Here is a 26658-nt window from a genome sequence, read left to right as displayed (position 1 = left end):
ATTGGTGCCTTGCAGCTCCTCACTTCTGCGCGGTACCAGCACGATAAGTGCAAAATCAGTATGGGAGCGTCATGTAAACCCAAGCAATAAAACCCTTTTGCAGCTTGAAAATTCTGTAAATAAATGAACAATATTCCGTGGCATACTGTAAACAAAGTTATATTGCGTTGCAGAAAGCCCTTGAATTGGAAGTGTTTTGGGAGGCCTGTCCGCATGGCACGCGACACCTTGACCGGCAGCCGGATCCGCGAACGCAGGCTCATCCTGGGGTTGCGGCAGGCTGAATTGGCGCGGGAGGCCGGGATTTCAGCCTCTTATCTCAACCTGATCGAGCACAACCGGCGCAGAATCGGCGGCAAGCTGCTGGTCGGCATTGCCGGGGTTCTGGGGGTGGAGCCTTCGATGCTGAGCGAGGGGGCGGAGGCGGCGCTGATCTCCACCCTGCGGGAGGCGGCGGCCGACAGCGGCGTGCCGGTGGCGGAGCTGGACCGGGTGGACGAGTTCGCCGGCCGGTTTCCGGGCTGGGCCGAGGTGCTGGCCTCCGGCCACCGCCGCATCGCGACGCTGGAGCGCACGGTCGAGACGCTGTCGGACCGGCTGACCCATGACCCCAACCTGGCGGCCTCGGTGCATGAGGTGCTGTCGACCGCCGCCGCGATCCGCTCCACCGCGTCGATCCTGGCGGAAACCGGCGAGCTGGAACCGGAGTGGCGCGACCGTTTCCACAAGAACCTCAACCAGGATTCGCTGCGCCTGTCCGAAAGCAGCCGGGCGCTGGTCAGCTTTCTGGATGAGGGCGACACCGGCGAGGACCGCCGCGGCATGCCGCAGGAGGAGGCCGAGGCCTTCCTGCAGGCGAGCGGCTTCCATTTCCCGGCGCTGGAGGAGGGCACTGCCGTGCCGCAGGAGCTGGTGCAGCACGCGCCGGAGCTGGTGAGCGAAGCGTCCCGCAGCCTGGCCCGCGCGGCGCTGGAGCAGTATCAGGCGGACGCCCGCGCCATGCCGCTGCCGACGCTGGCGCGCGGGATCCGCTCTGGCGGGCTGGATCCGGTGGCGCTGGCGCGGCAGTTCGGCTGCGGCCTGCCAGTGGTGCTGCGCCGTCTGGCTGCGCTGCCGGAAGAGGTGCTGGGCCGCGAAGCCGGGCTGGTGATCTGCGACGCCTCCGGCACGCTTTTGTTCCGCAAGCCGGTGACCGGCTTTGCCATGCCGAGGTTCGGGGCATCCTGTCCGTTGTGGCCGCTCTACACCGCGCTGGTGCGCCCCCAGGTTCCGGTGCGGCGCAACGTGGTGCAGCAGGGGCGCAACGCGGCGGCCTTTGACTGCTTGGCGGTGGCCTGGCCGCTGGAGATGCCGGATTTCGGGGCTGATCCGCTGTACCGGGCAGTGATGCTGATCCTGCCCGGCGGGCAGGACGCGCAAGACCCGCAGCCGGTCGGCGCCAGCTGCCGGATCTGCCCGCGCCGCGGCTGTCCGGCCCGGCGCGAGCCGTCGATCCTGAAGGAAGAGTTTTGACAGCAACATGGCGGCGGGGCTAACCTGCGCCAAAAGGAATGCGTGCCCGCACCGGCTTGTCCGGCAGGGGGCGCCGGGAGGAATTTCTGCTGATGGGCAGGCATGTTGTACTGATCGAAGATGAGCCGAATATCACCGAGGCTATCCGGTTTCTGCTGACCCGGGACGGGTGGAGCGTTGATGCGCACACCGATGGCGCCACTGCGGTGGAGGTGATCCGGGATGCCAATCCCGACCTGGTGATTCTGGATCTGATGCTGCCGGGCAAAAGCGGGCTGGAGATCGTGCGCGAGCTGCGCGCCGAGGGGGGGATGCAGGCGCTGCCGGTGCTGATGCTGACCGCCCGCGGCCAAATGCGCGACCGCGAGATGGCGGAAAAGGCCGGCGTCACCCGGTTCATGACCAAACCCTTTTCCAACGCCGAGGTGCTGACCGCAGTGCGGGACCTGCACGCCCAGGCCGGGCAGGGATGACCCGGGACGGCAGCCCCAGAGAGCAAACGGGCACCCGCGCGGAACGCCAGACCTACCGCCGCCGCCGCCTGATGGACATCGCCCGGCTGCTGCCGGTGCTGGGGGTGCTGCTGCTGGCGCTGCCGCTGCTCTGGCCTGAGGCCTCGACCCATCCGGCCGCGCGCGGCGGGGTCAGCATGTCTTCGGCCATCATCTATGTGTTCGCGGTCTGGATCGGTCTGATCGGCGCCTGTTTCGCCTTCAGCCTGACAGTGCAGCGGTGGGCTGATCACTGGACCGGCGGCGGGCCGGACGGGGCAGAGCTTCCCGGGGACGGCCCCGCCGGCCCGGAGGACGCCTGATGGCCTCCCTGAACGTGCTGGCCTTTGTCTGCCTTGCCTATGTGGCCTTCCTGTTCTTCATCGCCTTCTGGGCCGACCGGATGGCCGCCCGCGGCCGCAGTGCCGCCTGGATGCGCTCGCCGCTGATCTACACGCTGTCGCTGTCGGTCTACTGCACCGCCTGGACCTTTTACGGCGCGGTCGGCTATGCGGCACGCTCGGGGCTGGAGTTCGTGACCATCTACCTTGGCCCGTCGCTGGTGATGATCGGCTGGTGGTGGGGCCTGCGTAAGCTGGTGCGGATCGGGCGCAGCCAGCGGATCACCTCCATCGCCGACCTGATCTCTTCGCGCTATGGCAAGTCGAACCTGCTGGCCACCGGGGTGACCATCCTCGCGGTGATTGGCGTTACCCCCTATATCTCGCTGCAGCTGCAGTCGGTCACCCTGTCCTTTGCCATCTTTGCCGAGGCCGACCCCTTGCGCGGCTACAATGAAACTTCGACCGTGTTCTGGGTGGCCGCCGGGCTGGCGGTGTTTGCAATCCTGTTCGGCACCCGCAACCTCAACGCCAACGAGCGCCACCACGGGGTGGTGACGGCCATTGCGCTGGAGGCCATCGTCAAGCTGGCGGCGCTGCTGGCGGTCGGGGTATTTGTGGTCTGGGGCGTGGCGGGCGGCGTCAGCGCGACGCTGCAGCGCATTGATGCCTCGCAGATCGGCCACTGGAACGTCGATGGCAGCCGCTGGGCCACCATCACCTTCCTGGCCGCGGCCGCCTTTGTCTGCCTGCCTAGGATGTTCCAAGTGATGGTGGTGGAAAATGAGGACGAGCGCCACCTGCGCATCGCCTCCTGGGCGTTTCCGCTCTACCTGCTGCTGATCTCGATGTTCGTGGTGCCGATTGCCGTGGTCGGGCTGGAGCTGCTGCCCGCGGGCGCCAACCCGGACATGTTCGTTCTGACGGTGCCGCTGCAGCAGGGGCAGCAGGGGCTGGCGGTGCTGTCATTCCTGGGCGGCTTCTCCTCCGCGACCTCGATGGTGATCGTGGCGGCCATGGCGCTGTCGACGATGGTGTCGAACCATATCGTGATGCCGGTCTGGCTGCGGCTGCAAAGCCGCCAGGCCTCGGTCTCGGGCGATGTGCGCGATGTGGTGCTGTTTTCCCGCCGGGTGTCGATCGCGGTGATCATGGCGCTGGGGTATTTCTATTATCACCTCTCGGGCGGCGCCGCCGCGCTGGCGGCCATCGGACTGATCTCCTTTGCCGGGGTGGCGCAGATCCTGCCCGCTCTGGTCGGCGGGCTGTTCTGGCGCGGCGCCACCCGCTCCGGCGCCCTGGCCGGGCTTACCGTGGGCTTTGCCATCTGGCTTTACACCATGCTGCTGCCGGCACTGGGCGGCGGGCTGCTGCCGGAGCATATCCTGCGCGAGGGCCTGTTTGGCCTGGCCTGGCTGCGGCCAGAGGCGCTGTTCGGGATCGAGGGGCTGGACCCGACGGTCCATGCGGTGATGTGGTCGATGAGCCTCAATGCCCTGGCGTTCTGCCTGGTGTCGCTGGTGAGCTTCCCGAGCCCGCTGGAGCGGCTGCAGGGGGCGCAATTCGTCAATGTCTTCGACCATTCCGCGGGTCCGCGCGGCTGGACCGGCTCTGTGGCGCAATCCGAAGACCTGATGATCATGTCACAGCGGATCCTTGGCGCGCCGGAGGCGCAGGCGTTCTTCCAGCGCGAGCGGCTGCGCCAGGGCGGCCGCGGGCCCTTGCCGGAGCCAACGCCGGCCTTCCTGGAGCGGCTGGAGCGCGAGCTCAGCGCCTCCATCGGGGCGGCGGCGGCGCATGCGATGATCGGCCAGATTGTCGGCGGCTCGTCGGTCTCTGTGCAGGATCTTTTGGCGGTGGCGGATGAGACGGCGCAGATGCTGGAATACTCCAGCCGTCTTGAGGCGCAATCGGCAGAGCTCTCGGCAACGGCGCGCAAGCTGCGGGAAACAAACGAAAAGCTGACCCAGCTCTCTGAGCAGAAGGATGCGTTTCTTAGCCAGGTAAGCCATGAGCTGCGCACGCCAATGACCTCAATCCGGGCGTTCTCGGAAATCCTGCGCGACGACGGCCAGCTCAACCCCAAGGAGCAGCGCCACTATGCCGGTATCATCCATGACGAGACGCTGCGGCTGACCCGGCTGCTCAACGACCTTCTGGACCTGAGCGTGCTGGAAAACGGCCAGGTGAGCCTCAACATGACGGCGGGCACCCTGCCGGAAGTGCTGGACCATGCAGTCGCGGCGGCGCTGGCGGGGTCGGACCGGCCGCTGAAGGTGATCCGCAGCCCGGAGACGGAGACTTTCCGCATCTCCTCGGATCTTGACCGGCTGGCGCAGGTGTTCATCAACCTGATCGCCAATGCCCAGAAATACTGCGACGCGGAGAAGCCGGAGCTGACCATCTCCGCCAACGCCGCCGGCGGCCGCCTGCATATTGATTTCACGGATAACGGCAGCGGCGTGCCCGCGGATTTCCGGCAGATGATTTTCGAAAAATTCTCCCGCGTCAGCCCTGAGCGCGCGGGCGGTGCCGGGCTCGGTCTGGCGATCTGCCGCGAGGTCATGCAGCGGCTTGGCGGCGATATCTGCTACCTGCCGGGCCACAGCGGCGGCGCTTTCCGGGTTTCCCTACCCGCTGCGGGCGAAAAGGCGGCGTAACCCGCTGTGAGGTATAGGAGTTGTTAACCTCCTTTCGGGTAAAAACGGGGAAACGGGACGCGTATGGGGCAGGTTAAACAGCCTATGTCTGAGACAGAAGCAGCACAGGCGGGCAGCGGTAAGCAAAGTGTGCTTGCACGCAAGCTGGCAGCAACCAAGGAAGGCGCAGGGGCGATCAACAGCTCCCTGACGCTGAAGGCGTTGCGCCGTTCCCTCGCGCGCGCGGCGGCCGATCTGTGCGAACTGCCGCTGGCGGTGCTGGCGGCCCGCCAGTGCAACCGCATTTCCGAGGATTTGGCCCGGAACCTGTCCGACAAAGACCTGCTTGTGGTGCTGGATTGCCCGAACGGGCGGGTCGGTGCGGCCAGCATGGACGCGGCCACGGTGACGGCGCTGATTCAGCAGCAGACCATCGGCGCGGTGATCGGCAAGGCGCCGAACGAACGGCTGTACACCCCCACCGACGCTGCAATGACCGCGGAGTTCCTGGAACGCTCCTTTGCCAAGGTTGTGTCGATGCTGGAGGGCCAGGCGGATCAGGCCATCTTTTCCGGCTACCGCTTTGGCGCCCAGGTCGAAAACGTGCGCAGCCTGGTGCTGGGGATGGAGGCTGACGATTACCGGGTGATCGAGCTGAACCTGGATCTGGCCTGCGGCGCCATGCAGGGCGTGATGAAACTGATCCTGCCGGAACCCACTGCGGAGGAGCTGCAGGAGAGCCAGGGCGCCGCCGCCCAGGGTCCGTCGCTGGGCCGCAACCTCGATTCGATCCGCGCAGAGCTGACCGCGGTCCTGTGCAAGATGCGGGTTCCGCTGCGCGACTTCACGGACCTCAAGATCGGCGACACGCTGCCGCTGGATCAGGCGTTCCTGTATGAAACCGACTTGCTGACCATTGGCGGCAAACCGGTGGCGCAGGGGCGGCTGGGCCAGATGAACGGGTCCCGCGCGGTCCGGCTGAACCGGTCCGGCTCCAAGCTGGCGGGCGACGGCGGCGGCGACATGGGCTTTTCCGACGGGGGCGGCCTGGATGCGCTGCCAGACGCGCCGCCGGCCCTTGGCATGGGCATTGCCGACCAGGGTCTGCAAGACCCGATGGATGACGGCGGCCTGCCCGCGCTGGAGGCCGCACCGGCGCTGGATGGCGGTGCCATGGGTGGAATGGGCGGCATGGACGCCGGGCTGGATGGCCTGGACTTGTCCGACCTCGACGGTGATGGCGGGCTGGGTCTGGATGGCCTGGACGGCGGGCTGCCGGATCTTCCCGATCTGCCGGATCTGCCCGACTTTCCCGCCGCCGACCTCGGCGATTTCGAGGCCGCCGATGCGGTGGAAATCTCGCAGCTGGCCGGGCTGGACTGAGCCCTGACAGAGAACAACTGAAGCTGACTCTTGATTGGCGTAGGTGAAGCACGGCACTCCCGGCTTTGGCTTCAGGCTATTCGCGCGCTCTGCTGTCCCATTTCCGGCGCGCATTCAACGGTCTGTAAGAAGGTAAGCCACCAGCAAGCGTGCGGTGCTATGCCCGCTGCCTGTGCTTCCGGTGCGTACTCAGCCGGCCGCGGGCACCGGCAGAGACGGCCGATTGCAATCAAGTCAGATCTGGCTGTTGGAGAGGGCGCAGGCTTCAATCCGGAAGCCGCCGCTTGGGGGTGCAGGCCGCAACCCCAAGCAGGCTTTGCTTCAGCGGTTTGCCAGCGAGTCCAGCGCCGGGCGCAGCCCGTCCAGCTGATAGCCCGCCGCAGCGGTCTTTTGCAGAATATCATCCGCGCTCAATTCGCTGGCCTGACCCAGCGCCCAGACCACTGAGCTGCGCGTGCCGGAGGCGCAATAGGCCAGCACCGGGCCGTCGCTGCTTTCATAGAGCTCGCGCTGAAGCGCCACGTTTTCCGGCGTCATGGTCTGGTGGGTCAGGGGCAGAACCTCAAACCGCAGGCCGGCTGCTTCAGCTGCGTCGCGGATCGCGTCCGCCTGATGGCTGGGCGGCACTTCCTCGTCCGGGCGGTTGCAGATCACCGTCTTATAGCCGGCGGCGGCAATGGCGGGCAGGTCCTCAGCCGAGATCTGCGGCGAGACCGAATAGCGGGGGGTGATTACACGTGCATCCATGGGCCGACTCCTTACGCGCTTGCGGCGCCACGGTCCAGATGCCGGCTGACCGCCGGGGCGGCTATCATGCCGCAGGCCATCGCCGCCAGGAACAGCGCGCCTTGCCAGCTGTTGTAGCTGAGCGAGGCCATCGCCGGGCCGGGGCACAGGCCCACCAGCCCCCAGCCGATGCCGAACAGCACCGACCCAAGAAAAAGCCGCCGGTCCAGCTCGGCCGAGGGCGGCGAAGGAAAGCTGCCGCCGGCGGCCGGCTTGCGCCCTTCCGTCAGCCGCCAAGCCAGCGCCATCGGCAGCAGCGCGCCGCCCATCACGAAGGCCAGGGTAGGGTCCCAGTTGCCAAAGATATCCAAGAACCCCTGTACCTTGGCGGTGTCAGTCATCCCCGAAAACATCAGGCCGGCCCCGAACAGGCTGCCTGCGGCCAGTGCCAGAAACATCCGCAGCATCAGATCACCCCCAGCAGCTGGCGCAGCACCGCCAGCGTCAGAATGCCCGCCAGCATGAAGACGGCGGTCGCCGCAATCCCGCGCAAGGACAGGCGGGAAATGCCGCAAACCCCGTGGCCGGACGTGCAGCCGTTGGCAACGCGGGTGCCGACCCCCACCAGCAGCCCGGCAAGCACCAGAACCGCCGCATTGCTGGTGACATGGGTATCGGGCGTGCCGCCCGTCAGCAGCCCGATCAGCAGCGGCATGCCAATCACCCCGGCGATGAAGGCGATCCGCTCAGCCGCGGTGTTGCGGCCGCTGCCATCCAGAAGCCCGCCCAGGATGCCGCTGGCCCCCATGATCCGGCCGTTGCCGAGCAGGTAAACCGCGCCGCCTAGCCCGATCAGCAGGCCGCCGCCCAGTCCCCAAATCCAGTCTGCTTGCATTGTCTTTCCCTGGTCCTTTCCCGTGCGTCCGGTCAGATCTTGTTCACCGGGATCTTCAGGAACACATCGCCCTGCTCATCCGGCTCCGGCATCTGGCCTGCGCGCATATTCACTTGCAGCGACGGCAGGATCAGCCGCGGCATCCCCAGCGTCGCGTCGCGGGCGTCGCGCATCTGGACGAATTCCTCGATGCTGCGGCCTTCACCCACATGCACGTTCAGCGCCTTCTGCTCGCCGACAGTCGTCTCCCAGGCGTAATCGTCGCGGCCCGGCGCCTTGTAGTCGTGGCCGACAAAGATGCGGGTCTCGTCCGGCAGCGCCAGGATCTTCTGGATCGAGTTGTACAGATCGGCAGAGGAGCCGCCCGGGAAATCGCAGCGGGCGGTGCCGAAATCGGGCATGAACAGCGTGTCGCCGACAAAGGCCGCATCGCCGATCACGTAGGTCAGGCAGGCGGGCGTGTGGCCGGGCGTGTGCAGCACCTCGCCGCGCAGCTGGCCGATCATGAAGCTGTCGCCTTCGCGGAACAGCTGGTCGAACTGGCTGCCGTCGCGCTGGAATTCGGTGCCTTCGTTGAAAATCTTGCCGAAGGTGTCCTGGACCACGGTGATCCGGTCGCCAATGCCGATCTTGCCGCCCAGCTGTTCCTGCAGATAGGGGGCGGCGGACAGGTGGTCGGCATGGACATGGCTCTCCAGGATCCACTCCACCCGCAGGCCCTCGGCCTTGACCCAGGCGATGATGGCGTCGGCAGAGGCGGTGCTGGTGCGTCCGGCGGCGTGATCAAAGTCCAGGACCGAGTCGATGATGGCGCAGGCTGTGCCCTCGGGCTCGCGCACCACGTAGGACACGGTGTTGGTGGCTTCGTCGAAAAAGGCTTTGACGGCGGGGGTCATCTGTCAGTCTCCCTGGATGCTCGGAAATCATATATCAATTTAAGAATATGTTTCAAGAGAGCCGGCGGCCCTTACCGCAGGCTTTGGCAAAAAATCATCGCAGCTGTCTGATGTGTGTCAAGGCGCGGCTGGAACCGGCCCCTTAGAATCGTTTGGTGCTGAGTAAAGCCGCAAAAGCGTCAGGAAGCCGTAAAAAAAGCGTGAAAATGCGGCGCAAAGGTAACATTCTGCGGGATTTCGTATTCCTGTTGCGAAATACTGTCACAATCGCAGGACGTAGGGAGGACTGCTTATGACAATGGAAGATCTGTTTCACACCGTCGAACAGCTGGAAACCAGAATTCAGAGAGAGACCGGCGCGGCCCGGCTGGCCATGCGGCCCGAATTCATCCGGCTGCTGGATCACATGCGCAAGAAAGGGGCAGAGGTTCCGCGCCGGTTCCGCCGTCTTGAGGCTGCGCTGTGCGAAGAAGCGGTGGAAGAGATGTTCGACAACATGCCCGTCTGACACAGACCTGTTGTCAGGCAGGGGCGGGCCGGGCGTCAGCCCAGGAAGATGCCCGTCATCACCAGCATAAGGCCCAGCACCGACAGCAGCAGGGCGCCCAGATTGTAGGGCAGCACCGATTGCACAACGGCACGCAGCGCGTCGTCATCCAGATTTTGGCGGCGGGCGCGTGCGACCTTGATGATGCACCAGACCAGCCCCAGCAGCCCGGCAACGGACAAGGCGGCTCCGGTCCAGACGATAAGATCGAACATGGGTGTGCTCCTGCAGGGGTTGCGTTGCGCCGCGCCTAGCCGATCCGTCCACCGCGCGCAAGCCGCGCCGGCACGGGTGCCGGTTTTTGCCGCTTGGCGCAGCTCCGCCGCTTTCCCTTCTTGCGGCGCGGCGGGCGGGGCGCTATCCCCTTGCTCCGACAGCAACTGACAGCATGTGCCGACGGAGCCGCAGATGGATATCACCGAAGACGAAAAAAGCGAAAACTACCGTGTGACCGCTGGCGAACTGCGCCAGTTTATAGAGCGGTTCGAGCGTCTGGACGAAGAGAAAAAGACGATCGCCGAGCAGCAGAAAGAGGTGATGGCCGAAGCCAAGGGGCGCGGCTACGACACCAAGGTGATGCGCAAGATCATCGCCCTGCGCAAGCGCGACGAAAACGACATCGCCGAAGAAGAGGCGGTGCTGGAAATGTACAAGGAAGCCCTGGGCATGTAAGCCGCGCCGGGCTTCGGCCCTGGCAGGGAATTAGCTGGCGCCGGGCGGGCGGAAGTGCCCCCGGCGCCAGTTTTGCATTCAAGCCGCGAAATTTTAGCGCGAGCTGCCCGCCGATGGCAGGTTTTCTGCTCCGGCGCGTGCGAACAGCCGCCTCAGGCGCCGGCCGGCCTCCAGCAGCACCACGGCGTAAAGCCCCCAGAACAGCGGATGCAGCGTGTAGCGCATACGCTCCTGCTCAGGCCCGTTCACCGCGTGCGCCACCCCCAGGAACAGCACGACCGACAGCAGCATCACCTGAAAGAACGCCCGGCGTGCCGGATCCCGGTCCCGGCGGGCAAGCTCCGCCAGCGCGATCAGCGCGAACAGGTTCAGCGCCAGGGTCAGGAATCGCGACAGGCTGGGGCCGATCACGATCTTGTTGTCTTCGGTCAGCACCCGATTGGTGTCCGGCAGTTTGGGGAAGCGGTCCCAGTTCAGCGGCGGGAACAGGTATTCGTTCGGCCACAGCGACAGGCTTGTCGAGGCGCGCACCACCACGCCGGCGGCGTATTGCAGGGGGCTGGCAGCAATCACGTCCAGGGACTTCTTAAGGCAGGTTTTGGAATAGCCGATCATCCGCGGATCGTTCAGGGCGCTGCCAATATGCTGGCCGATCAGCCCGTGGGTTTCGGCAAACGTCTTGAAGGAACACCCTTCGATCCGCTCCGGCGCCACTTGCGAGACATTGAGGCCAAGCCAGCTGCCGGAACTGAAAATGCCGAACACCGCCTTGTTCTTGACCGACGGCAGCAGCGATACCGCCAGCGTCAGGGCCAGGATGGCGGCGCGGGCCGGTCCGGCACCCGCCTTGAACAGCAGCAGGCCTCCCACGAGCAGGATGTAGACCGGGTGAAAAAGCGTCCAGGTCAGCGACAGGACGGCGAGGCAGGCGCAGAACAGCAGGAAAAACAGCGTGCGGCGCGTTTTCAGCAGCAGCAGGACGCAGAGGCACGACAAGGCAAAAAGCGCTGAGGTGAAATGGGCATAGAGGATGAAGTTCTCGTAATAGAACACAGCCGGAGACAGCACATAGGCCAGCGGCAGCAGCCATGCCAGCTTTCGTGACGGCGCCAGCAGCCGCAAGGCGGCGTACATGCTGGCAGCAGTCGCAACGGTCAGCAGCAGGTGGCTGCCCCAGATCAGCTGGATCATGCAGGCCTCCTGCGCATTGCAGGCCTTGGCTGCCAGCCCCAGCAGGAAGTTCCAGAACGGCGGCTGCGAATGCAAGGCGATCAGTGCCTCCAGCAGCCCGTCATGCAGCTGCTGCACCGGCAGGTGCTGGTATGCCCCGGACAGGTGGACAGGATCGGGGCGGATCTCCAGCAGCAGCGCCGCCAGCGTTCTGGTCAGCAGCACGACCGCCGCAGCGGCAAGGGTGAACACTGCGGTATCGCGCAGCAGCGAAGCCAGCCCGGGCGCCGGAGCGCGCGCCATGCCGGTAACCTGCGGGGGAGTTGTCATGCCGGACCTCAATTGTTTTGCCCCGTCATACTGGAACCGGGGCGTCTATGAAATTCCCCCTGGCGGACAGCGGCTCCGGCACAGGCATCGGTGCAACAGGCGGCCGCGGCACGGCGGAGTTGGCACCTAGCCAAAAAGCCGGGCCGCTGGTACAAGCGGGGCAGGGACCAAATCCATCTTCCGGTTGACTTCATTTGACGACAGATTCATCGCTTCCGGCCGGGCAGCCCGGCATGCTTGCCGTCGACCTGGATGGCACCCTGCTGCGCAGCAATATCCTCTATGAAAGCTTCTGGTCTTCCTTCGGGCGCGACTGGAAAAGCCCCTTTTCCGCGGCGGTTGCGCTGCTGAACGGCCGAGCGGCGCTGAAGCGGCACTTGGCCGGCACCTCCCGCATTGATGCGGCCAGCCTGCCTTATGATCCGGCGGTCATGGACTATGTCAGGGACTGGCGGCAGCGGGGCGGCAAAACCGCGCTGGTGACTGCCAGCGACCAGTCCATCGCCGATCAGATCGCCGCTCATCTGGACCTGTTTGACGAGGTGCATGGCTCCACCGGCACCGAAAACCTGAAAGGCCCGGTCAAGGCGGAGTTCCTGCAAAACCGGTTCGGCGCGGGCAGGTTTGCCTACATGGGGGATTCCCCCGCCGATCTGCCGGTCTGGCGGCTGGCGTCAACGGCGGTCACCGTCAATGCCGCCCCGGCGCTGCGCCAGAAGGCGGAGCACGCGGCGTCCCGGACCGAACATCTGGCAACGGTGGAGCCCGCGCTGGCCGCGTATGTCAAGGCGCTGCGGCCGCATCAGTGGCTGAAGAACATCCTCGTGTTCCTGCCGATGCTGGCCGCGCATCAGCTGGACATGGTGACCCTGGTGCAGTCGCTGCTGGCGTTCCTGTCGTTCAGCCTGATCGCCTCCAGCGTCTATGTGGTGAACGACCTCCTTGACCTGAACGCCGACCGCGCCCATCCGCGCAAGCGGTTCCGGCCCTTTGCCGCGGGCCGCATCCCGATAGAGCACGGCAGCTGGTTGGCGGCGGCGCTGTTTCTGGGCGGGTTGGCGGCAGCCCTGCCGCTGGGCCTGCTGTTTCTTGGGGTCATCCTGCTTTATTACGCAATGACAACGGCTTACTCGCTGCATTTCAAGCGGCTGATCGTGATGGATATCTGCCTGCTGGCGGGGCTTTACACCATCCGCATCGCGGCGGGAGGTGCCGCTACCGGCATACCGCTGTCGGTCTGGCTGCTGGCGTTTTCCATCTTCTTCTTCTTTTCGCTGGCCGCCGTGAAACGCCAGGCGGAGCTGGTGGACAGCGCCAGACGCCAGCAGCTGACCGCCAAGGGGCGCGGCTATCACGTTGACGATCTGCCGGTGATCTCGATGATCGCGATTGCCGCGGGCTACGTGTCGGTGCTGGTTCTGGCGCTCTACCTCAATTCGCCTGCGGTGGCCGCGCTTTACGCCACGCCGCAGGGGTTGTGGGGGATTTGCTGTGTGCTGCTTTATTGGATCACCAATACGGTGATGCTGGCCCATCGCGGCCAGATGCAGGATGACCCGGTGGTCTATGCCGCGCGCGACCGCGGCAGCCAGCTGTGCTTCCTGATCGCTCTGTCCTTTGCGGTGTGGAGCAGCGCGCTATGACCCTGCACCAGCTTCTCGTCCGCTACACCGCCTTTGCGGCCGCGGCCACCGCCGTCAACCTCGCCACCCAGCGCGCGGTTTTGCAGCTGGGGGAGACCGGCGCCCATTTCACCGCTGCCATGGCTGCGGGCACTTTGGCCGGGCTGGTGGTCAAATACTTTCTGGACAAGCGCTGGATCTTCTTTGACCAGCAGGGCGGCCTGAAGCACCAGGGCCGGACCTTCCTGCTGTATTCGGCGATGGGGGTGGCGACCACGGCGGTGTTCTGGATCACCGAAACGCTGTTCTGGCTCATCTGGGGCACCGATGCGGCGCGCGAGGCCGGAGCAGTCCTGGGACTGGTGATCGGCTACACGGTGAAATACCATCTCGACCGGCAGTTCGTCTTTACCCGCCGCGCAAGGGAGGCGGAATGAGAGGGCTGTCAGGCTGGGGCAACTACCCCGTGTCCCAGGCGCAGCTGCTTGCGCCGCGCAGCGAGGCGGAGCTGCAGGGGCTGATCGCCAGCAATCCTTCCGTCATCGCCCGCGGCAATGGCCGCGCCTATGGCGACAGCGCGGTTGGCGCGCCGGCGACCCTGCATATGCGCCATTTCAACAAGATGATCTCCTTTGATGCGCAGACCGGCTTGCTGGTGGCGGAAAGCGGTGTGCTGCTGGGCGATATCATCTCTGCCTTCCTGCCACGGGGCTGGTTTCCGGCGGTGGTGCCGGGCACCAAGTTCGTGACCCTTGGCGGCGCCATTGCCGCGGATGTGCATGGCAAGAACCACCACAAGGACGGCAGTTTCCGCAGTTGCCTGGACTGGGTCGAGGTGATGGGGCCGGACGGAACGGTCCGCCGCTGCTCCCCCCAGGAAAACACAGAGTTGTTCAACTGGACCGCTGGCGGCATGGGGCTTACGGGCGTGATCCTGCGGGCCGCCATCCGTCTGCGGCGGGTGCCCTCGGCCTGGATCCGGCAGCAGACATTACCCGCTGCAAACCTCAACGCCGCCATCGAAATCTTTGAACGCTCCGCCGCCGCAACCTATTCCGTGGCGTGGATCGACTGCCTGGCGGGCGGCGGCAATCTTGGGCGGTCGCTGGTCATGCTGGGGGAACATGCCGGGCTGCAGGACCTGAGCTATGACCAGGCGGCGCGGCCCTTTGCCATACCCCGCGCCAGCAACCGCACCGTGCCGCCAGTGTTCCCGTCCTTTGCGCTGAACCGCTACAGTGTTCGGGCGTTCAATGCCGCCTATTACTGGGCCGGGGCGCGCAAGGCCGGGCGGCAGATCACCGGTTACGACAGCTTCTTCTTTCCGCTTGATGCGCTTTTGGGCTGGAACCGGATCTACGGGCGCAAGGGATTTGCCCAGTTTCAATGCGTGCTGCCGTTGGACCGCGCGCGGGCAGGCTTGCGTGCCTTGCTCAAGACGATCTCTGCTGCCGGGCAGGGGTCGTTTCTGGCGGTGCTCAAGAGGCTGGGCGCGCAGGACAGCCCGTTCTCCTTCCCGATGGAGGGCTACACGCTGGCGCTGGACTTTCCGGTCAACCGCCGCAGCCTGCAGCTGATGCAGGACCTCGACCGTATCACCATTGCCCACGGCGGCCGCTTCTATCTGGCCAAGGACAGCCGGATGAGCCGGGACACGCTGCACGCTGCCGACTCCAGGGCAGCAGAGTTTGCCGGGATGCGGCAGCTGTCCGGGTTGCACCCGTCCTTTCAGTCCGCCCAGTCGCAAAGGCTTTCGCTATGACAAAATCCCCCGTTCTGATCCTCGGCGCCCGGTCGGACATAGGCATGGCTGTGGCCCATGCCTATGCCGCCCAAGGCCGCCCTGTGCAGCTGGCCGCCCGCAATACGGACAGTCTGGAGCCCCAGAAGACCGATCTGGAGCTGCGCCACGGCGTGCCAGTTTCTCTGCATGAGTTCGACGCGCTGGCGCTGGAGGATCATGAGCGCTTTGCCGGTGCGCTGCCGGAACTGCCGGGCATCGCCGTCTGCGCCGTCGGCTTCATGGGGGAGCAGGGCGAAAGCGAGACCAGCCCCGCCGCCGCGGCCCGGGTCCTGCGCAGCAACTTCGAAGGCCCGGCCAGCATTCTTTCGGTTCTGGCCAGCCGGTTCGAACAGCGCGGCTCCGGCACGCTGGTGGGGATCAGCTCGGTGGCCGGAGACCGCGGCCGCGCGACCAACTATGTTTACGGCGCGGCCAAGGCCGGCTTCACCGCCTTCCTGTCCGGCCTGCGCAACCGGCTGGCCCGCAAGGGCGTGCATGTGGTTACGGTGCTGCCGGGGTTTGTCGCCACGCAGATGACCGAGGGCATGGACCTGCCGGACAAGCTGACGGCCCAGCCCGAGGAAGTCGCCCGCGCCATCACCGAGGCCACTGCCAAGCAGAAAAACATCGTCTATGTGCGGCCGGTCTGGCGGCTGATCATGCTGATCATCCGCAACATTCCGGAAGCTGTGTTCAAGAAGATGAGCATCTGAAGCGGGCTGGCACCGGATGGTCCGGCGGGTTTGCTTCAGGCTTATAAGTTTTAAGCTTGAAATAATTCCCGCGGCAGCGCTATTGTCGGTGGCAGGCATTATCAGCAAAGGAGCCCCGCCATGCCGGCCATCAGTGTGCATCCCGAAGGGTGGAAGCCCGCCAAAGGCTACGCCAACGGAATGGTCGCAGAGGGCAAGCTGCTGTTTGTCGGCGGCCAGATCGGCTGGACTGCGGATCAGGTGTTCGAGGCCCATGATTTCATCGGCCAGATGAGCCAGGCGCTGCGCAACATCCTGGAGGTGGTCGAGGCCGCGGGCGGCACCGCAGAGGACATCACCCGGCTGACCTGGTATGTGACCGACAAGGCGGAATACCTTGGCCATCAGGCTGAGGTCGGCAAGGCTTACCGCGCGGTGATGGGCTATCACTTCCCGGCGATGACGATGGTTGTCGTCTCCGCGCTGGTCGAGGATGAGGCCAGGGTGGAGATCGAAGCCACTGCCGTGCTGCCCGGCTGACGCCGCGGATCAAGCACGGTTTCGTGAGCGCTCTTCCCATGGTCCCGGCCAGCCGCCACATTGCTTGGCGCAGCAAGGGGAGAGCAAGATGCGTATCAATGCCGATTTCACCAAACGCGCCGCGGTGCATTTCGAGGACACACCCTGGGTGCCCAGCCCGGCCCCGGGGGTAGAGCGCAAGATGCTCGACCGCATCGGCGAGGAAGTTGCCCGCGCCACCACCATCGTCCGCTTTGCGCCGGGGTCCGCCTTTGATGCGCATGTGCATGACGGCGGCGAGGAGTTTCTGGTGCTGGACGGCGTGTTCCAGGATGAGCACGGCGACTTTCCCGCAGGCTCCTATGTCCGTAACCCGCCCACCACCAGCCACACGCCCGCCGCGGCGGAGGGCGCGGTGATCCTGGTCAAGCTGCACCAGTTCGACCCCGCCGACCGTACCGAGGTCAAAACCCGCGCCGATGGCGGCGCCGCGCAGCAGCAGCTGTTTCAGGATGCGGTTGAGACGGTGACGCTGCAAACCTGGGGTCCGCATCACGCGGTCAGCCTGCAGGCGCCCGGCGGGCTGGAGGTCTTTGTGGTGGACGGCAGCTACAGCGAGAACGGCGAGGATTTCACCCGTTGGGACTGGCTGCGTCTGCCGCCCGGCAGCCGGTTTGACGCCACCGCCGGTACGGACGGTGCGAAAGTGTGGATGAAAACCGGCCATCTTTCGCAAATGACTGCTCAATAGGCATCGCCTGATTTCGGCGTGAAATCAAGTTCTTGCACGCCGCTCCTTCGGGGGCGGCATATTTTTTGCCTGCGGGAAAAATTTTACCAGTTGATAAAAAATAAGACTGTGGCACTCTGAACAGCAAGAACAACCGAAAATCAGGGAGACACCCAATGGCGACCAGCCATCAGGCATCCGGCATTCAGGCAGCGCGGCTTGACGCTGCCGGGATCGCTGAGAACTTCTCGGACTTGCACCCGCCCTATGACGCGCATGAGGCCGCCGTGGCCGCCGACCGCTGCTATTTCTGCTATGACGCGCCCTGCATGACGGCCTGTCCGACCAGCATCGACATCCCCCAGTTCATCCGGGAGATCCAGGCAGGCCACCCCGAAAGCGCGGCCCGCACCATTTTGGAGCAGAACATTCTGGGCGGCATGTGCGCCCGGGTCTGCCCGACCGAAACCCTGTGCGAAGAGGTCTGCGTGCGGGAGACGGCAGAGGGCAAGCCGGTCGAGATCGGCCGCCTGCAGCGCTATGCCACCGACACGCTGATGGCGAAGGGCGTGCATCCCTTCACCCGTGCCGCAGCGACTGGCAAGAAGGTGGCCGTTGTGGGGGCGGGCCCGGCGGGTCTGTCTGCCGCGCACCGGCTGGCGATGCTGGGCCATGACGTGGTGGTCTATGACGCCCTGTCCAAGCCCGGCGGCCTCAACGAATTCGGGATTGCCGCCTATAAAACCACCAGCAACTTCGCGCAGCGCGAAGTGGACTGGCTGCTGCAGATCGGCGGCATCACCATGGATTACGGCCAAAAACTGGGCGAGGACTTGTCACTGGATGCGCTGAAGGAGGCGTATGACGCGGTGTTCCTCTCCATTGGTCTGGCCGGGGTCAATGCCCTGCGCGCGCCGGGCGAAGACATGGACGGTGTCCGCGACGCGGTGGACTTCATCGCCGAACTGCGCCAGGCGGACGACCTGACCACGCTGCCGGTCGGCCGCAATGTGGTGGTGATCGGCGGCGGCATGACCGCGGTGGATGCTGCGGTGCAGTCCAAGCTGTTGGGCGCCGAAAACGTCACCATCGCCTACCGCCGCAGCCGCGAGGAGATGGGCGCAAGCCGGTTCGAGCAGGACTTGGCGGCCTCGAAGGGCGTCAAGCTGATGTTCAACGTGATGCCGGTTGCGGTGCACGGCAGCGGTGCAGCGGCCGAGATCGAATTGGAGTATACTCAGGTCGCGGACGGCAAGGTCTCCGGCACGGGCGAAACCCTGCGGCTGGCCGCGGATCAGGTGTTCAAGGCGATCGGCCAGACGCTGGAGGGCCAGCCGGAGGCGCTGGCGCTGGAGGGCCGCAAGATCAAGGTCGACGCCAGCGGGCGCACCTCTGTGGCCGGGGTCTGGGCCGGGGGCGACTGCGCCTCGGGCGGCGAGGACCTGACCGTGACTGCCGTGGCCGAGGGCCGCCACGCTGCAATGGACATTCACTCCAGCCTGATGGGCTGAGCCAGCTCGGGTGCGGCTCCGCTGCACCCAAGCTAGCCTTAAAAGGAGAGATCAAATGGCTGATCTGACAACGGAATTTCTGGGTATCAAATCCCCCAACCCGTTCTGGCTGGCCTCGGCGCCGCCGACGGACAAGGAATACAACGTCCGCCGCGCCTTCGAGGCCGGCTGGGGCGGCGTGGTCTGGAAGACCCTGGGCGCCGAAGGCCCGCCGGTGGTCAACGTGAACGGCCCGCGCTATGGCGCGATCTGGGGCGCCGACCGCCGTCTTTTGGGCCTCAACAACATCGAGCTGATCACCGACCGGCCGCTGCAGACCAACCTGGAGGAAATCACCCGGGTCAAGAAAGACTACCCGGACCGCGCCGTCATCGTCTCGATCATGGTGCCTTGCGAGGAACAGGCCTGGAAGGACATCCTGCCGCAGGTGGAGGCCACCGGCGCCGACGGGATCGAACTGAATTTTGGCTGCCCGCACGGCATGGCCGAACGTGGCATGGGGTCTGCCGTGGGGCAGGTGCCGGAATACATCCAGATGGTCACCGAGTGGTGCAAGAAATACTACTCCAAGCCGGTGATCGTGAAGCTGACCCCGAACATCACCGATATCCGCCACCCGGCCCGGGCAGCGCACGCGGGCAACGCCGATGCGGTCAGCCTGATCAACACCATCAACTCGATCACCTCGGTGAACCTCGACAGCATGGCGCCGGAGCCGACCATCGGCGGCAAAGGCACCCACGGCGGCTATTGCGGCCCGGCGGTGAAGCCGATTGCGCTGAACATGGTCGCTGAAATCGCCCGCGACCCGCAGACCCGCGGCCTGCCGATCTCTGCCATCGGCGGCGTCACCACCTGGCGCGACGCGGCGGAGTTCATGGCACTGGGCGCTGGCAACGTGCAGGTTTGCACCGCGGCGATGACCTATGGCTTCAACGTGGTGAAGGAGATGATCTCGGGCCTGTCGAATTGGATGGACGAGAAAGGCTATACCTCCACCCAGGATTTCATCGGCATGGCGGTGCCGAATGTGACCGACTGGCAGTATCTGGACCTGAACTACGTGACCAAGGCCAGGATCAGCCAGGACGACTGCATCAAATGCGGCCGCTGCTATGCGGCCTGCGAGGATACCTCGCACCAGGCGATTGCGATGAGCGAGGACCGGGTGTTCACGGTGAAGGACGACGAATGCGTCGCCTGCAATCTTTGCGTGAATGTCTGCCCGGTGGAGGGCTGCATCACCATGGAGGAAGTCCCGGCAGGCCAGATCGACGAGCGCACCGGCGAGGTGGTTTCGGACGACTACGCCAACTGGACCACGCATCCGAACAACCCGTCGGCAACGGCCGCAGAGTAAACTTTTCCAGCGGGCGGGGGCAGCTCAAACGGAAAGGCTCCCGCCCGTCGCCGGTCTCCTTTTCAGGAGACGCTCCTCCCGTTGGGCCCGGCGCCGCGCTTTGCGCGGCGCCGGGCCCAAGGCCGCCAAGGGGGCATCAGCACGGCTGATGGCACCTGCGGGCGCGGGAGCTCCCGGTTCTCCTGCAAAGCGTTTCCGAGGATATCTGAGGTCAGCTTTTGGGCGTAAGCATCCGGCGGTACAGGGTTTCCAGATACTCTGGCGCGGCGTCGAACGGGTCTTCCTCGCCCATCAGCGTGCGCACCTGGGCGTCGAAATCCGCATAGTGCTGGGTCAGCGACCAGATCGAAAACAACAGATGCTGGGGGTGCGCCCGGTTGATCCGCCCGGCATCCATCCAGTCCTGCAGCAGCTGCGCCTTTTCCTCCACCAGAACCTTGAGATCGGTGGCGATCACCTCTCGCAGCCGCGGCGCGCCCTGCACAATCTCATTGGCATAAAGACGGCTTTCGCGCGGGTAGTCCCGGCTCATCTGCAGTTTGCGCTGTACATAGGCAAGGATTTCCTCCAGCGGCTCGCCCTCAGGATCGAGACCGCGCAGCGGATCGAGCCAGGTGTCCAGCAGCCCCGCCATCAGCTCGTTGAACATCGCTTCCTTGGAGGGGAAGTAATAAAGCAGGTTCGGTTTCGACAGCCCGGCCGCCTTGGCGATCTGATCCACGGTGGAGCCGCGGAAGCCGTGGCTTGAAAACACGTCCAGCGCCGCTTCGAGAATGGCAGCGCGATTCTTCTTCTGAATGCGGGTGGGCGCGCGGTCTGCGGGCATGGTCGTCCTTGTCTGGTTCTGCCGCCTGCGGCGGGCGAAAGCACGGATTTTCACCTGTTTCCGGCTAAGGCGCCGATTTTTGCAAGGGTCCTGCGGCAATTTCTTGACTGGTGGTGAACCCGTGATAGCGTGAGTTTGACCAGTTGGTCAAATCAATGTCCGGGCCGCAAACGGCCCGGCTTTGCAACGGACCAGCATTCGAAGCCACCTAACACGGCGCCAAGCCGGAGCCAGCCTGCAAAGACGGGCGCACAGGGAAGGAAGCTCGAGATGACGTCGCTTGGACAGAATCTGAAAATCAATGGTGACAGGCTGTGGGACAGCCTGATGGAGATGGCCAAAATCGGCCCCGGAGTCGCAGGCGGCAACAACCGCCAGACGCTGACGGATGCGGATGGCGAAGGCCGCGCCCTGTTCCAGAAATGGTGCGAGGAGGCAGGCTGCACCATGGGGCTGGACCAGATGGGCAACATGTTTGCGATGCGCGCAGGCACCGACCCGGACGCGCTTCCGGTCTATGTCGGCTCGCATCTGGATACCCAGCCCACGGGCGGCAAGTATGACGGTGTTCTCGGGGTGCTGGCGGGGCTGGAGCTGATCCGCTCGCTCAACGACATGAACATCAAGACCAAGCACCCGATCGTGGCCACCAACTTCACCAATGAGGAAGGCACCCGCTACGCGCCGGCCATGCTGTCCTCGGGGGTGTTTGCCGGTGTGCATACCCAGGACTGGGCTTACGGCCGGGCAGATGCCGAGGGCAAGACATTCGGTGATGAGCTGAATCGCATCGGCTGGCGCGGCGAGGAGGAAACCGGCGCCCGCAAGATGCACGCGTTTTTCGAGCTGCACATCGAGCAGGGCCCGATCCTGGAGGCCGAGGGCAAGGATATCGGCGTTGTGACCCACGGCCAGGGCCTCAGCTGGACGCAGGTGACGGTCACCGGCAAGGATGCCCATACCGGCTCCACCCCGATGCCGATGCGCCGCAATGCGGGCCTGGCGATGGCGCGGATCCTGGAGGCGGTGGACGCAATCGCCTGGAGCCATGCGCCGCACGCGGTGGGCGCGGCGGGGCATATCGACGTCTACCCGAACTCGCGCAACGTGATCCCGGGCAAGGTCGTTTTCACCGTCGATTTCCGCAGCCCGGAACTCGGCGTGATCACCGACATGGAAAACCGCCTGCGCGAGCAGGGCACCAAAATCGCTGAGGCGATGGGGGTGGAGATCGAGTTCGAGAAGGTGGGCGGCTTTGACCCCGTGGCCTTTGACGAGGGCTGCGTCAGCGCGGTGCGCAATGCGGCGGAACGGCTGGGCTATTCCCATCTTGATATCATCTCTGGCGCGGGACACGACGCCTGCTGGATCAACCGGGTGGCGCCGACTGCCATGGTGATGTGCCCCTGCGTCGATGGCCTGAGCCACAACGAGGCCGAAGAGATCAGCAAGGAATGGGCCGAGGCCGGCGCCAATGTGCTGTTCCATGCGGTGGTGGAGACAGCGGAGATCGTGGAGTAGGGGGCGCTGCCCCCGCGGCCCGGCGGGCCGCTCCCCCGGAGTATTTCCGGAAAGATGAAAAGAGCTGCGCCAGACAGCGGAAGAGACAAATGGAGGCGTAAGAATACGCCCCGGTTCAGGGAGTTATAGCAATGAGTAAAGTCATCAGAAACGGCACCATCGTGACCGCCGATCTGACCTATAAGGCGGATGTGCTGATTGAGAACGGAGTGATCACCCAGATCGGCCAGGGCCTCAAAGGCAGTGAGGAGCTGGACGCCACCGGCTGTTATGTAATGCCGGGGGGGATCGACCCGCACACCCACCTGGAGATGCCCTTCATGGGCACCTACAGCTCGGATGACTTCGAGTCCGGCACCCGCGCAGGGCTGGCGGGCGGCACCACCATGGTGGTGGATTTTGCGCTGCCCAACCCTGGCGAGAGCCTGCTGGATGCGCTGAAACGCTGGGACAACAAGTCGACCCGCGCCAACTGCGACTATTCCTTCCACATGGCGGTGACCTGGTGGGGCGAGCAGGTCTTTGACGATATCAAGACCGTGATCCAGGAGCGCGGCATCAACACCTTCAAGCATTTCATGGCCTACAAGGGCGCTTTGATGGTGAATGATGACGAGCTTTATGCCTCCTTCCAGCGGCTGGCGGAGCTGGGCGGCATTGCCATGGTGCATGCCGAAAACGGCGATGTGGTGGCGGAGCTGTCGGCCAAGCTTCTGGCACAAGGCAACACAGGCCCCGAAGCGCATGCCTATTCCCGTCCGCCGCAGGTGGAAGGCGAGGCGACCAACCGCGCGATCATGATTGCCGATATGGCAGGTGTGCCGCTGTACGTCGTGCATACCTCCTGCGAGGACAGCCACGAGGCCATCCGCCGTGCCCGGATGCAGGGCAAGCGGGTCTGGGGCGAGCCGCTGATCCAGCATCTGACGCTGGATGAGAGCGAGTATTTCAACAAGGACTGGGACCACGCCGCCCGCCGGGTGATGTCGCCGCCGTTCCGTAACAAGCAGCATCAGGACAGCCTGTGGGCCGGTTTGCAGTCGGGCTCTCTGTCTGTCGTGGCCACCGACCATTGCGCCTTTACCACCGAGCAGAAGCGCACGGGTGTGGGCGATTTCACCAAGATCCCGAACGGCACCGGCGGGCTGGAAGACCGGATGCCGATGCTGTGGACGCACGGGGTGGAGACCGGCCGTCTGACGCCGAATGAATTTGTGGCCGTCACCTCAACAAATATCGCCAAGATCCTGAATTGCTACCCGAAAAAGGGCGCGGTTCTGGTGGGCGCGGATGCCGATCTGGTGGTCTGGGACCCCGAGAAGCGTAAGACGATTTCCGCGGATACCCAGCAGTCCTCCATCGACTACAACGTGTTCGAGGGGCATGAGGTGAAGGGCCTGCCGCGCTTTACCCTGACGCGCGGCCATGTGGCGGTGCATGATGGTGAGATCCGCTGCCAGGAGGGCCACGGCAAGTTTGTCGCCCGGGAGGCCAACACCACGGTGAACAAGGCGCTGTCGACCTGGAAAGAGCTGACCGCGCCGCGTCCGGTAGAGCGCACCGGCATCCCGGCGACAGGCGTGTAAATCAGGAGCGGGCTGCCGGAAACGGCGGCCCGTTTTCCTGTGTGAAATCAAGGCGAAGATATGAATATGGAACCGACCACCCAGGCAATCCGCCCCGAGGCCGCCGCGTCCGCACCTGCCCCCGCAGACTGCGTGATCGAGGCCCGGAACCTGGACCTGACCTTTCAGACAAATGACGGGCCGGTGCATGCGCTGAAGGATGTGAGCCTGAAGATCAGCAAGGGCGATTTTGTCTCCTTCATCGGACCGTCGGGCTGCGGCAAGACTACTTTTCTGCGCTGTATCGCGGCGCTGGAAACGCCCACCGGCGGCAGCCTGAGCGTCAACGGCATGACCCCGGATGAGGCACGGCGCAACCGGGCCTATGGCTATGTGTTTCAGGCCGCGGGGCTGTACCCGTGGCGCACCATCTCCAAGAACATCAAGCTGCCGCTGGAAATCATGGGCTACTCCAGGGCGGAGCAGGAAAAGCGCGTTAACCAAGTCTTGGAACTTGTTGAATTGTCAGGCTTTGGCGGCAAGTTTCCCTGGCAGTTGTCGGGCGGGATGCAGCAGCGGGCCAGCATCGCGCGGGCGCTGGCCTTTGATGCCGACATCCTGCTGATGGATGAACCCTTCGGGGCGCTCGATGAGATCGTGCGCGATCACCTGAACGAGCAGCTGCTGAAGCTTTGGGCGCGGACCAACAAGACCATCGGCTTTGTGACCCACTCAATCCCGGAGGCGGTTTATCTGTCGACCAAGATCGTGGTGATGTCACCGCGGCCGGGGCGGATCCACGATGTGATCGACAGCACGCTGCCCAAGGAACGGCCGCTGGATATCCGCGACAGCCCGGAGTTCATCGAGATCGCCCACCGGGTGCGTGAGGGCCTGCGGGCGGGGCATGGCGATGATTGATTCTGCCAGCACGACCCGCCGGAACCGGAGGGTGTCACGCGTGCACCCCCTGTACACCCCCTGTGCACCGTGCGGCTGCCGGTTGCGGAGGGCACAGCTATGAAAAGCCTTGTTGCCGTCCTCACTGTGCTCGCCGCCATCATCGCCCTTTGGTACGCAGCCTGCGTGCCGATGAACATCAAGGGCGTGCTGGACCAGGCGGAGCGGGCAGGGGCCGAAGTCACCCCCGCCACCGCCAAGGCGCGCCGGGACATGAGCGAGATCGGGCTGGTGGCGAACAACAGCTTTGCCATTGGCGAGACCTGGGTGCAGGACCGCCCGCGGCTGCCCGCGCCGCATCAGGTGGCGGTGGAACTGTGGGAGACAACGGTAGAGAAGAAGATCACCTCGAAACGCAGCCTGATCTATCACGCGCAGGTGACGCTGTCGGCCACACTTCTGGGCTTTGCCATTGGCACCGGGCTTGGCATTCTGCTGGCAGTGGGGATCGTGCACAGCCGCGTCATGGATATGTCGGTGATGCCCTGGGCGATTGTCAGCCAGACCATCCCAATCATCGCGCTGGCGCCGATGATCATCGTGGTGCTCTATTCCATCGGGGTGCAGGGGATCATTCCGAAGGCGGTGATCTCGGCCTACCTCAGCTTCTTCCCTGTGGTTGTCGGCATGGTGAAGGGGCTGCGCGCGCCGGATGCGATGCAGCTTGATTTGCTGAAAACCTACAATGCCAATACAAGCCAAGGGTTCTGGAAGCTGCGGCTGCCGTCCTCGATGCCCTATCTGTTTGCCTCGCTGAAGATCGGCATTGCGGCCTCCCTGGTGGGGGCCATCGTGGGGGAACTGCCGACTGGCGCGGTTGCGGGGCTCGGCGCGCGGCTGCTGGCGGGCAGCTATTACGGGCAGACCGTGCAGATCTGGTCGGCGCTGTTTGCCGCCGCAATCCTGGCCGCGGCGCTGGTGGCGCTTTTGGGGCTGATCGAGAAGCTGGTGCTGAGCCGGATGGGGGTGCGGGCATGATGGAGGTTTGGATTGAGGGCTCTGCCCTCGCCGCTGCGCGGCTCACCCGGGATATTTCCGGCCAGAAGAACAGGGGGGTCCTGTCATGATGATGGTGGTGCTTGCCGTGTTTGTTTGGTGCGGCGGCTGGTGGTTGAACAGCCGGCTGGCGAACAGCCCGGCCTCGAAAACCCGCGCGGTGCAGCTATTGGTGCCTGCGATCTTCGGGATTACCGTGCTGGTGGTCTGGGAACTGCTGGTGCGCGGGCTGGAGGTGTCCTTGGTGATCCTGCCGGCGCCCACGGTGATTGCGGCGCGCTTTGCGGCCAGCCTGCCGATCCTGTGGGAGGATTTCGCCCAGACCATCCTGAAAGGCGCGCTTGGCGGCTATGTGATCGGCTGCGGCGCGGCGTTCCTGACCGCGATCCTGGTCGACCGCAGCGATTTCCTGCGCCGCGGGCTGCTGCCGGTGGGGAACTTTGTCGCGGCGCTGCCGATTGTCGGCACCGCGCCGATCCTGGTGATGTGGTTCGGGTTCGACTGGCAGTCGAAGGCCGCGGTGGTCGTGGTGATGGTGTTCTTTCCGATGCTGGTGAACACCGTGGCAGGCCTGCGCGAGACCTCCGCCATGCAGCGCGATTTGATGCAGACCTATGCGGCGACCTACTGGCAGGCCTTCTTCAAGCTGCGGCTGCCGGCGGCGCTGCCGTTTGTGTTCAACGGCCTCAAGATCTCCACCACGCTGGCTCTCATCGGCGCGATTGTGGCGGAATTCTTTGGCTCGCCCACCGTCGGCATGGGGTTTCGCATTTCCACCAGCGTCGGCCAGCTGGCGCTGGACATGGTCTGGGCCGAGATCGTGGTGGCGGCGCTGGCGGGGTCCGCTTTCTACGGGCTGGTGGCGCTGATCGAGAAGAGCTTTACCTTCTGGCACCCGTCGCAGCGGGGCTGACAGCAAGAAGTCATCCCGCCGGGCGCGGGGCGGCTTTGCCGAAATCTTGCGCGGGGGC

27 protein-coding genes are annotated in these 26658 nt (G+C 64.9%); 20 read left to right on the top strand and 7 right to left on the bottom strand.

Annotated features, from left to right (window positions below; genetic code table 11):
- The first annotated feature begins 213 nt into the window (after positions 1-213).
- From R2C4_RS10180 to R2C4_RS10160, 5 genes are all read left to right on the top strand, one after another.
- Positions 214-1512, top strand: coding sequence for a helix-turn-helix domain-containing protein (locus R2C4_RS10180; RefSeq protein WP_141890542.1), 1299 nt, complete (start codon positions 214-216; stop codon positions 1510-1512).
- 92 nt (positions 1513-1604) lie between these two features.
- A complete protein-coding gene (locus tag R2C4_RS10175; RefSeq protein WP_058287295.1) occupies positions 1605-1985 on the top strand; it encodes a response regulator transcription factor in 381 nt (126 codons plus the stop codon).
- Positions 1982-2326: a hypothetical protein gene (locus R2C4_RS10170; RefSeq protein ID WP_058287184.1), complete on the top strand. Its 345-nt coding sequence runs from the start codon at positions 1982-1984 to the stop codon at positions 2324-2326. Before R2C4_RS10175 ends, R2C4_RS10170 begins: the two co-directional genes overlap by 4 nt.
- Entirely contained in the window at positions 2326-5004 is a 2679-nt protein-coding gene (locus R2C4_RS10165) for an ATP-binding protein (protein ID WP_141890541.1), read from the top strand. The genes R2C4_RS10170 and R2C4_RS10165 overlap by 1 nt, the downstream gene beginning before the upstream one ends.
- 84 nt (positions 5005-5088) lie before the next feature.
- The gene (locus R2C4_RS10160; RefSeq protein WP_141890540.1) at positions 5089-6366 is read left to right on the top strand and encodes a FliM/FliN family flagellar motor switch protein; all 1278 of its coding nucleotides are present in this window, start codon (positions 5089-5091) and stop codon (positions 6364-6366) included.
- Between the two features lie 321 nt (positions 6367-6687).
- Here R2C4_RS10160 and R2C4_RS10155 read toward each other — a convergent pair whose 3' ends face one another.
- The 4 genes from R2C4_RS10155 to R2C4_RS10140 are packed head-to-tail and all read right to left on the bottom strand — an operon-like array spanning position 6688 to position 8883.
- Positions 6688-7113 (bottom strand): protein tyrosine phosphatase family protein, encoded by a 426-nt coding sequence (locus R2C4_RS10155; RefSeq protein ID WP_141890539.1) that lies wholly within the window; start codon positions 7111-7113, stop codon positions 6688-6690.
- 11 nt (positions 7114-7124) lie between these two features.
- Positions 7125-7559, bottom strand: a complete 435-nt coding sequence (locus R2C4_RS10150) for a DUF6691 family protein (protein WP_208764533.1) — start codon at positions 7557-7559, stop codon at positions 7125-7127.
- Complete coding sequence (locus R2C4_RS10145; protein WP_141890538.1) at positions 7559-7987, bottom strand: YeeE/YedE family protein; 429 nt, start codon at positions 7985-7987, stop codon at positions 7559-7561. The genes R2C4_RS10150 and R2C4_RS10145 overlap by 1 nt, the downstream gene beginning before the upstream one ends.
- A 32-nt stretch (positions 7988-8019) precedes the next feature.
- Positions 8020-8883, bottom strand: a complete 864-nt coding sequence (locus R2C4_RS10140) for an MBL fold metallo-hydrolase (RefSeq protein ID WP_141890537.1) — start codon at positions 8881-8883, stop codon at positions 8020-8022.
- Between the two features lie 292 nt (positions 8884-9175).
- On the opposite strand from R2C4_RS10140, the gene R2C4_RS10135 reads away from it, so the two are divergent.
- On the top strand, positions 9176-9391 hold the full coding sequence (locus R2C4_RS10135; protein ID WP_058287178.1) for a hypothetical protein: 216 nt from the start codon (positions 9176-9178) through the stop codon (positions 9389-9391).
- 35 nt (positions 9392-9426) lie between these two features.
- Here R2C4_RS10135 and R2C4_RS10130 read toward each other — a convergent pair whose 3' ends face one another.
- Positions 9427-9645 carry a hypothetical protein gene (locus R2C4_RS10130; RefSeq protein WP_141890536.1) on the bottom strand — a complete coding sequence of 73 codons (219 nt, stop codon included), beginning with the start codon at positions 9643-9645 and terminating at the stop codon, positions 9427-9429.
- A 193-nt stretch (positions 9646-9838) separates the two neighbouring features.
- Here R2C4_RS10130 and R2C4_RS10125 point away from each other — a divergent pair, with 193 nt between their 5' ends.
- Entirely contained in the window at positions 9839-10102 is a 264-nt protein-coding gene (locus R2C4_RS10125; protein ID WP_008553759.1) for a DUF2312 domain-containing protein, read from the top strand.
- Positions 10103-10195: 93 nt separating this feature from the next.
- Here the strand turns inward: R2C4_RS10125 and R2C4_RS10120 are convergent, their stop codons facing one another.
- Positions 10196-11602, bottom strand: coding sequence for a hypothetical protein (locus tag R2C4_RS10120; protein ID WP_141890535.1), 1407 nt, complete (start codon positions 11600-11602; stop codon positions 10196-10198).
- Between the two features lie 233 nt (positions 11603-11835).
- Between R2C4_RS10120 and R2C4_RS10115 the strand changes: the two genes are divergently transcribed.
- The 8 genes from R2C4_RS10115 to preA all read left to right on the top strand — a co-directional run bounded on the left by R2C4_RS10115 (position 11836) and on the right by preA (position 19819).
- Positions 11836-13245 (top strand): UbiA family prenyltransferase, encoded by a 1410-nt coding sequence (locus R2C4_RS10115; protein ID WP_141890534.1) that lies wholly within the window; start codon positions 11836-11838, stop codon positions 13243-13245.
- Entirely contained in the window at positions 13242-13661 is a 420-nt protein-coding gene (locus R2C4_RS10110) for a GtrA family protein (protein WP_141890533.1), read from the top strand. The genes R2C4_RS10115 and R2C4_RS10110 overlap by 4 nt, the downstream gene beginning before the upstream one ends.
- Positions 13658-14986 (top strand): FAD-binding oxidoreductase, encoded by a 1329-nt coding sequence (locus tag R2C4_RS10105; RefSeq protein WP_141890532.1) that lies wholly within the window; start codon positions 13658-13660, stop codon positions 14984-14986. Before R2C4_RS10110 ends, R2C4_RS10105 begins: the two co-directional genes overlap by 4 nt.
- Positions 14983-15720: an SDR family oxidoreductase gene (locus R2C4_RS10100; protein ID WP_141890531.1), complete on the top strand. Its 738-nt coding sequence runs from the start codon at positions 14983-14985 to the stop codon at positions 15718-15720. Before R2C4_RS10105 ends, R2C4_RS10100 begins: the two co-directional genes overlap by 4 nt.
- Before the next feature lie 120 nt (positions 15721-15840).
- Entirely contained in the window at positions 15841-16239 is a 399-nt protein-coding gene (locus tag R2C4_RS10095) for a RidA family protein (RefSeq protein ID WP_058287171.1), read from the top strand.
- An 88-nt stretch (positions 16240-16327) separates the two neighbouring features.
- A complete protein-coding gene (locus R2C4_RS10090) occupies positions 16328-16969 on the top strand; it encodes a cupin domain-containing protein (protein WP_141890530.1) in 642 nt (213 codons plus the stop codon).
- Between the two features lie 155 nt (positions 16970-17124).
- Positions 17125-18459: an NAD(P)-dependent oxidoreductase gene (locus R2C4_RS10085; RefSeq protein WP_141890529.1), complete on the top strand. Its 1335-nt coding sequence runs from the start codon at positions 17125-17127 to the stop codon at positions 18457-18459.
- 55 nt (positions 18460-18514) lie between these two features.
- Positions 18515-19819, top strand: a complete 1305-nt coding sequence (gene preA / locus R2C4_RS10080) for an NAD-dependent dihydropyrimidine dehydrogenase subunit PreA (RefSeq protein ID WP_141890528.1) — start codon at positions 18515-18517, stop codon at positions 19817-19819.
- A 211-nt stretch (positions 19820-20030) separates the two neighbouring features.
- Here preA and R2C4_RS10075 read toward each other — a convergent pair whose 3' ends face one another.
- A complete protein-coding gene (locus R2C4_RS10075; protein ID WP_058287167.1) occupies positions 20031-20645 on the bottom strand; it encodes a TetR family transcriptional regulator C-terminal domain-containing protein in 615 nt (204 codons plus the stop codon).
- 270 nt (positions 20646-20915) lie between these two features.
- On the opposite strand from R2C4_RS10075, the gene R2C4_RS10070 reads away from it, so the two are divergent.
- The 5 genes from R2C4_RS10070 (at position 20916) to R2C4_RS10050 (ending at position 26600) form a co-directional block, all read left to right on the top strand.
- Complete coding sequence (locus R2C4_RS10070; protein ID WP_141890527.1) at positions 20916-22166, top strand: Zn-dependent hydrolase; 1251 nt, start codon at positions 20916-20918, stop codon at positions 22164-22166.
- Between the two features lie 131 nt (positions 22167-22297).
- Positions 22298-23752, top strand: coding sequence for a dihydropyrimidinase (hydA, locus tag R2C4_RS10065; protein WP_141890526.1), 1455 nt, complete (start codon positions 22298-22300; stop codon positions 23750-23752).
- Between the two features lie 60 nt (positions 23753-23812).
- Positions 23813-24652 (top strand): ABC transporter ATP-binding protein, encoded by an 840-nt coding sequence (locus R2C4_RS10060; RefSeq protein ID WP_141890525.1) that lies wholly within the window; start codon positions 23813-23815, stop codon positions 24650-24652.
- A 99-nt stretch (positions 24653-24751) separates the two neighbouring features.
- Complete coding sequence (locus tag R2C4_RS10055; RefSeq protein ID WP_058287163.1) at positions 24752-25669, top strand: ABC transporter permease; 918 nt, start codon at positions 24752-24754, stop codon at positions 25667-25669.
- Between the two features lie 85 nt (positions 25670-25754).
- Positions 25755-26600 (top strand): ABC transporter permease, encoded by an 846-nt coding sequence (locus R2C4_RS10050; RefSeq protein ID WP_141890524.1) that lies wholly within the window; start codon positions 25755-25757, stop codon positions 26598-26600.
- Positions 26601-26658 lie beyond the last annotated feature (58 nt).

The organism is Leisingera aquaemixtae (assembly GCF_006740765.1).
Taxonomy (GTDB): domain Bacteria; phylum Pseudomonadota; class Alphaproteobacteria; order Rhodobacterales; family Rhodobacteraceae; genus Leisingera; species Leisingera aquaemixtae.
The sequence above is the reverse complement of the archived record's forward strand: the minus strand, read 5'-3'. Positions and strand labels throughout refer to the sequence as shown.

Coding starts and splice junctions, on each gene's coding strand:
- R2C4_RS10085 (WP_141890529.1), top strand. CDS start 17,125: ATGGCGACCAGCCATCAGGCATCCGGCATTCAGGCAGCGCGGCTTGAC.
- R2C4_RS10060 (WP_141890525.1), top strand. CDS start 23,813: ATGAATATGGAACCGACCACCCAGGCAATCCGCCCCGAGGCCGCCGCG.
- R2C4_RS10155 (WP_141890539.1), bottom strand. CDS start 7,113: ATGGATGCACGTGTAATCACCCCCCGCTATTCGGTCTCGCCGCAGATC.
- preA (WP_141890528.1), top strand. CDS start 18,515: ATGGCTGATCTGACAACGGAATTTCTGGGTATCAAATCCCCCAACCCG.
- R2C4_RS10120 (WP_141890535.1), bottom strand. CDS start 11,602: ATGACAACTCCCCCGCAGGTTACCGGCATGGCGCGCGCTCCGGCGCCC.
- R2C4_RS10165 (WP_141890541.1), top strand. CDS start 2,326: ATGGCCTCCCTGAACGTGCTGGCCTTTGTCTGCCTTGCCTATGTGGCC.
- R2C4_RS10095 (WP_058287171.1), top strand. CDS start 15,841: ATGCCGGCCATCAGTGTGCATCCCGAAGGGTGGAAGCCCGCCAAAGGC.
- R2C4_RS10125 (WP_008553759.1), top strand. CDS start 9,839: ATGGATATCACCGAAGACGAAAAAAGCGAAAACTACCGTGTGACCGCT.
- R2C4_RS10140 (WP_141890537.1), bottom strand. CDS start 8,883: ATGACCCCCGCCGTCAAAGCCTTTTTCGACGAAGCCACCAACACCGTG.
- R2C4_RS10145 (WP_141890538.1), bottom strand. CDS start 7,987: ATGCAAGCAGACTGGATTTGGGGACTGGGCGGCGGCCTGCTGATCGGG.
- R2C4_RS10075 (WP_058287167.1), bottom strand. CDS start 20,645: ATGCCCGCAGACCGCGCGCCCACCCGCATTCAGAAGAAGAATCGCGCT.
- R2C4_RS10130 (WP_141890536.1), bottom strand. CDS start 9,645: ATGTTCGATCTTATCGTCTGGACCGGAGCCGCCTTGTCCGTTGCCGGG.
- R2C4_RS10115 (WP_141890534.1), top strand. CDS start 11,836: ATGCTTGCCGTCGACCTGGATGGCACCCTGCTGCGCAGCAATATCCTC.
- R2C4_RS10135 (WP_058287178.1), top strand. CDS start 9,176: ATGACAATGGAAGATCTGTTTCACACCGTCGAACAGCTGGAAACCAGA.
- R2C4_RS10170 (WP_058287184.1), top strand. CDS start 1,982: ATGACCCGGGACGGCAGCCCCAGAGAGCAAACGGGCACCCGCGCGGAA.
- R2C4_RS10050 (WP_141890524.1), top strand. CDS start 25,755: ATGATGATGGTGGTGCTTGCCGTGTTTGTTTGGTGCGGCGGCTGGTGG.
- R2C4_RS10100 (WP_141890531.1), top strand. CDS start 14,983: ATGACAAAATCCCCCGTTCTGATCCTCGGCGCCCGGTCGGACATAGGC.
- R2C4_RS10150 (WP_208764533.1), bottom strand. CDS start 7,559: ATGCTGCGGATGTTTCTGGCACTGGCCGCAGGCAGCCTGTTCGGGGCC.
- hydA (WP_141890526.1), top strand. CDS start 22,298: ATGAGTAAAGTCATCAGAAACGGCACCATCGTGACCGCCGATCTGACC.
- R2C4_RS10160 (WP_141890540.1), top strand. CDS start 5,089: ATGTCTGAGACAGAAGCAGCACAGGCGGGCAGCGGTAAGCAAAGTGTG.
- R2C4_RS10175 (WP_058287295.1), top strand. CDS start 1,605: ATGGGCAGGCATGTTGTACTGATCGAAGATGAGCCGAATATCACCGAG.
- R2C4_RS10105 (WP_141890532.1), top strand. CDS start 13,658: ATGAGAGGGCTGTCAGGCTGGGGCAACTACCCCGTGTCCCAGGCGCAG.
- R2C4_RS10090 (WP_141890530.1), top strand. CDS start 16,328: ATGCGTATCAATGCCGATTTCACCAAACGCGCCGCGGTGCATTTCGAG.
- R2C4_RS10070 (WP_141890527.1), top strand. CDS start 20,916: ATGACGTCGCTTGGACAGAATCTGAAAATCAATGGTGACAGGCTGTGG.
- R2C4_RS10180 (WP_141890542.1), top strand. CDS start 214: ATGGCACGCGACACCTTGACCGGCAGCCGGATCCGCGAACGCAGGCTC.
- R2C4_RS10110 (WP_141890533.1), top strand. CDS start 13,242: ATGACCCTGCACCAGCTTCTCGTCCGCTACACCGCCTTTGCGGCCGCG.
- R2C4_RS10055 (WP_058287163.1), top strand. CDS start 24,752: ATGAAAAGCCTTGTTGCCGTCCTCACTGTGCTCGCCGCCATCATCGCC.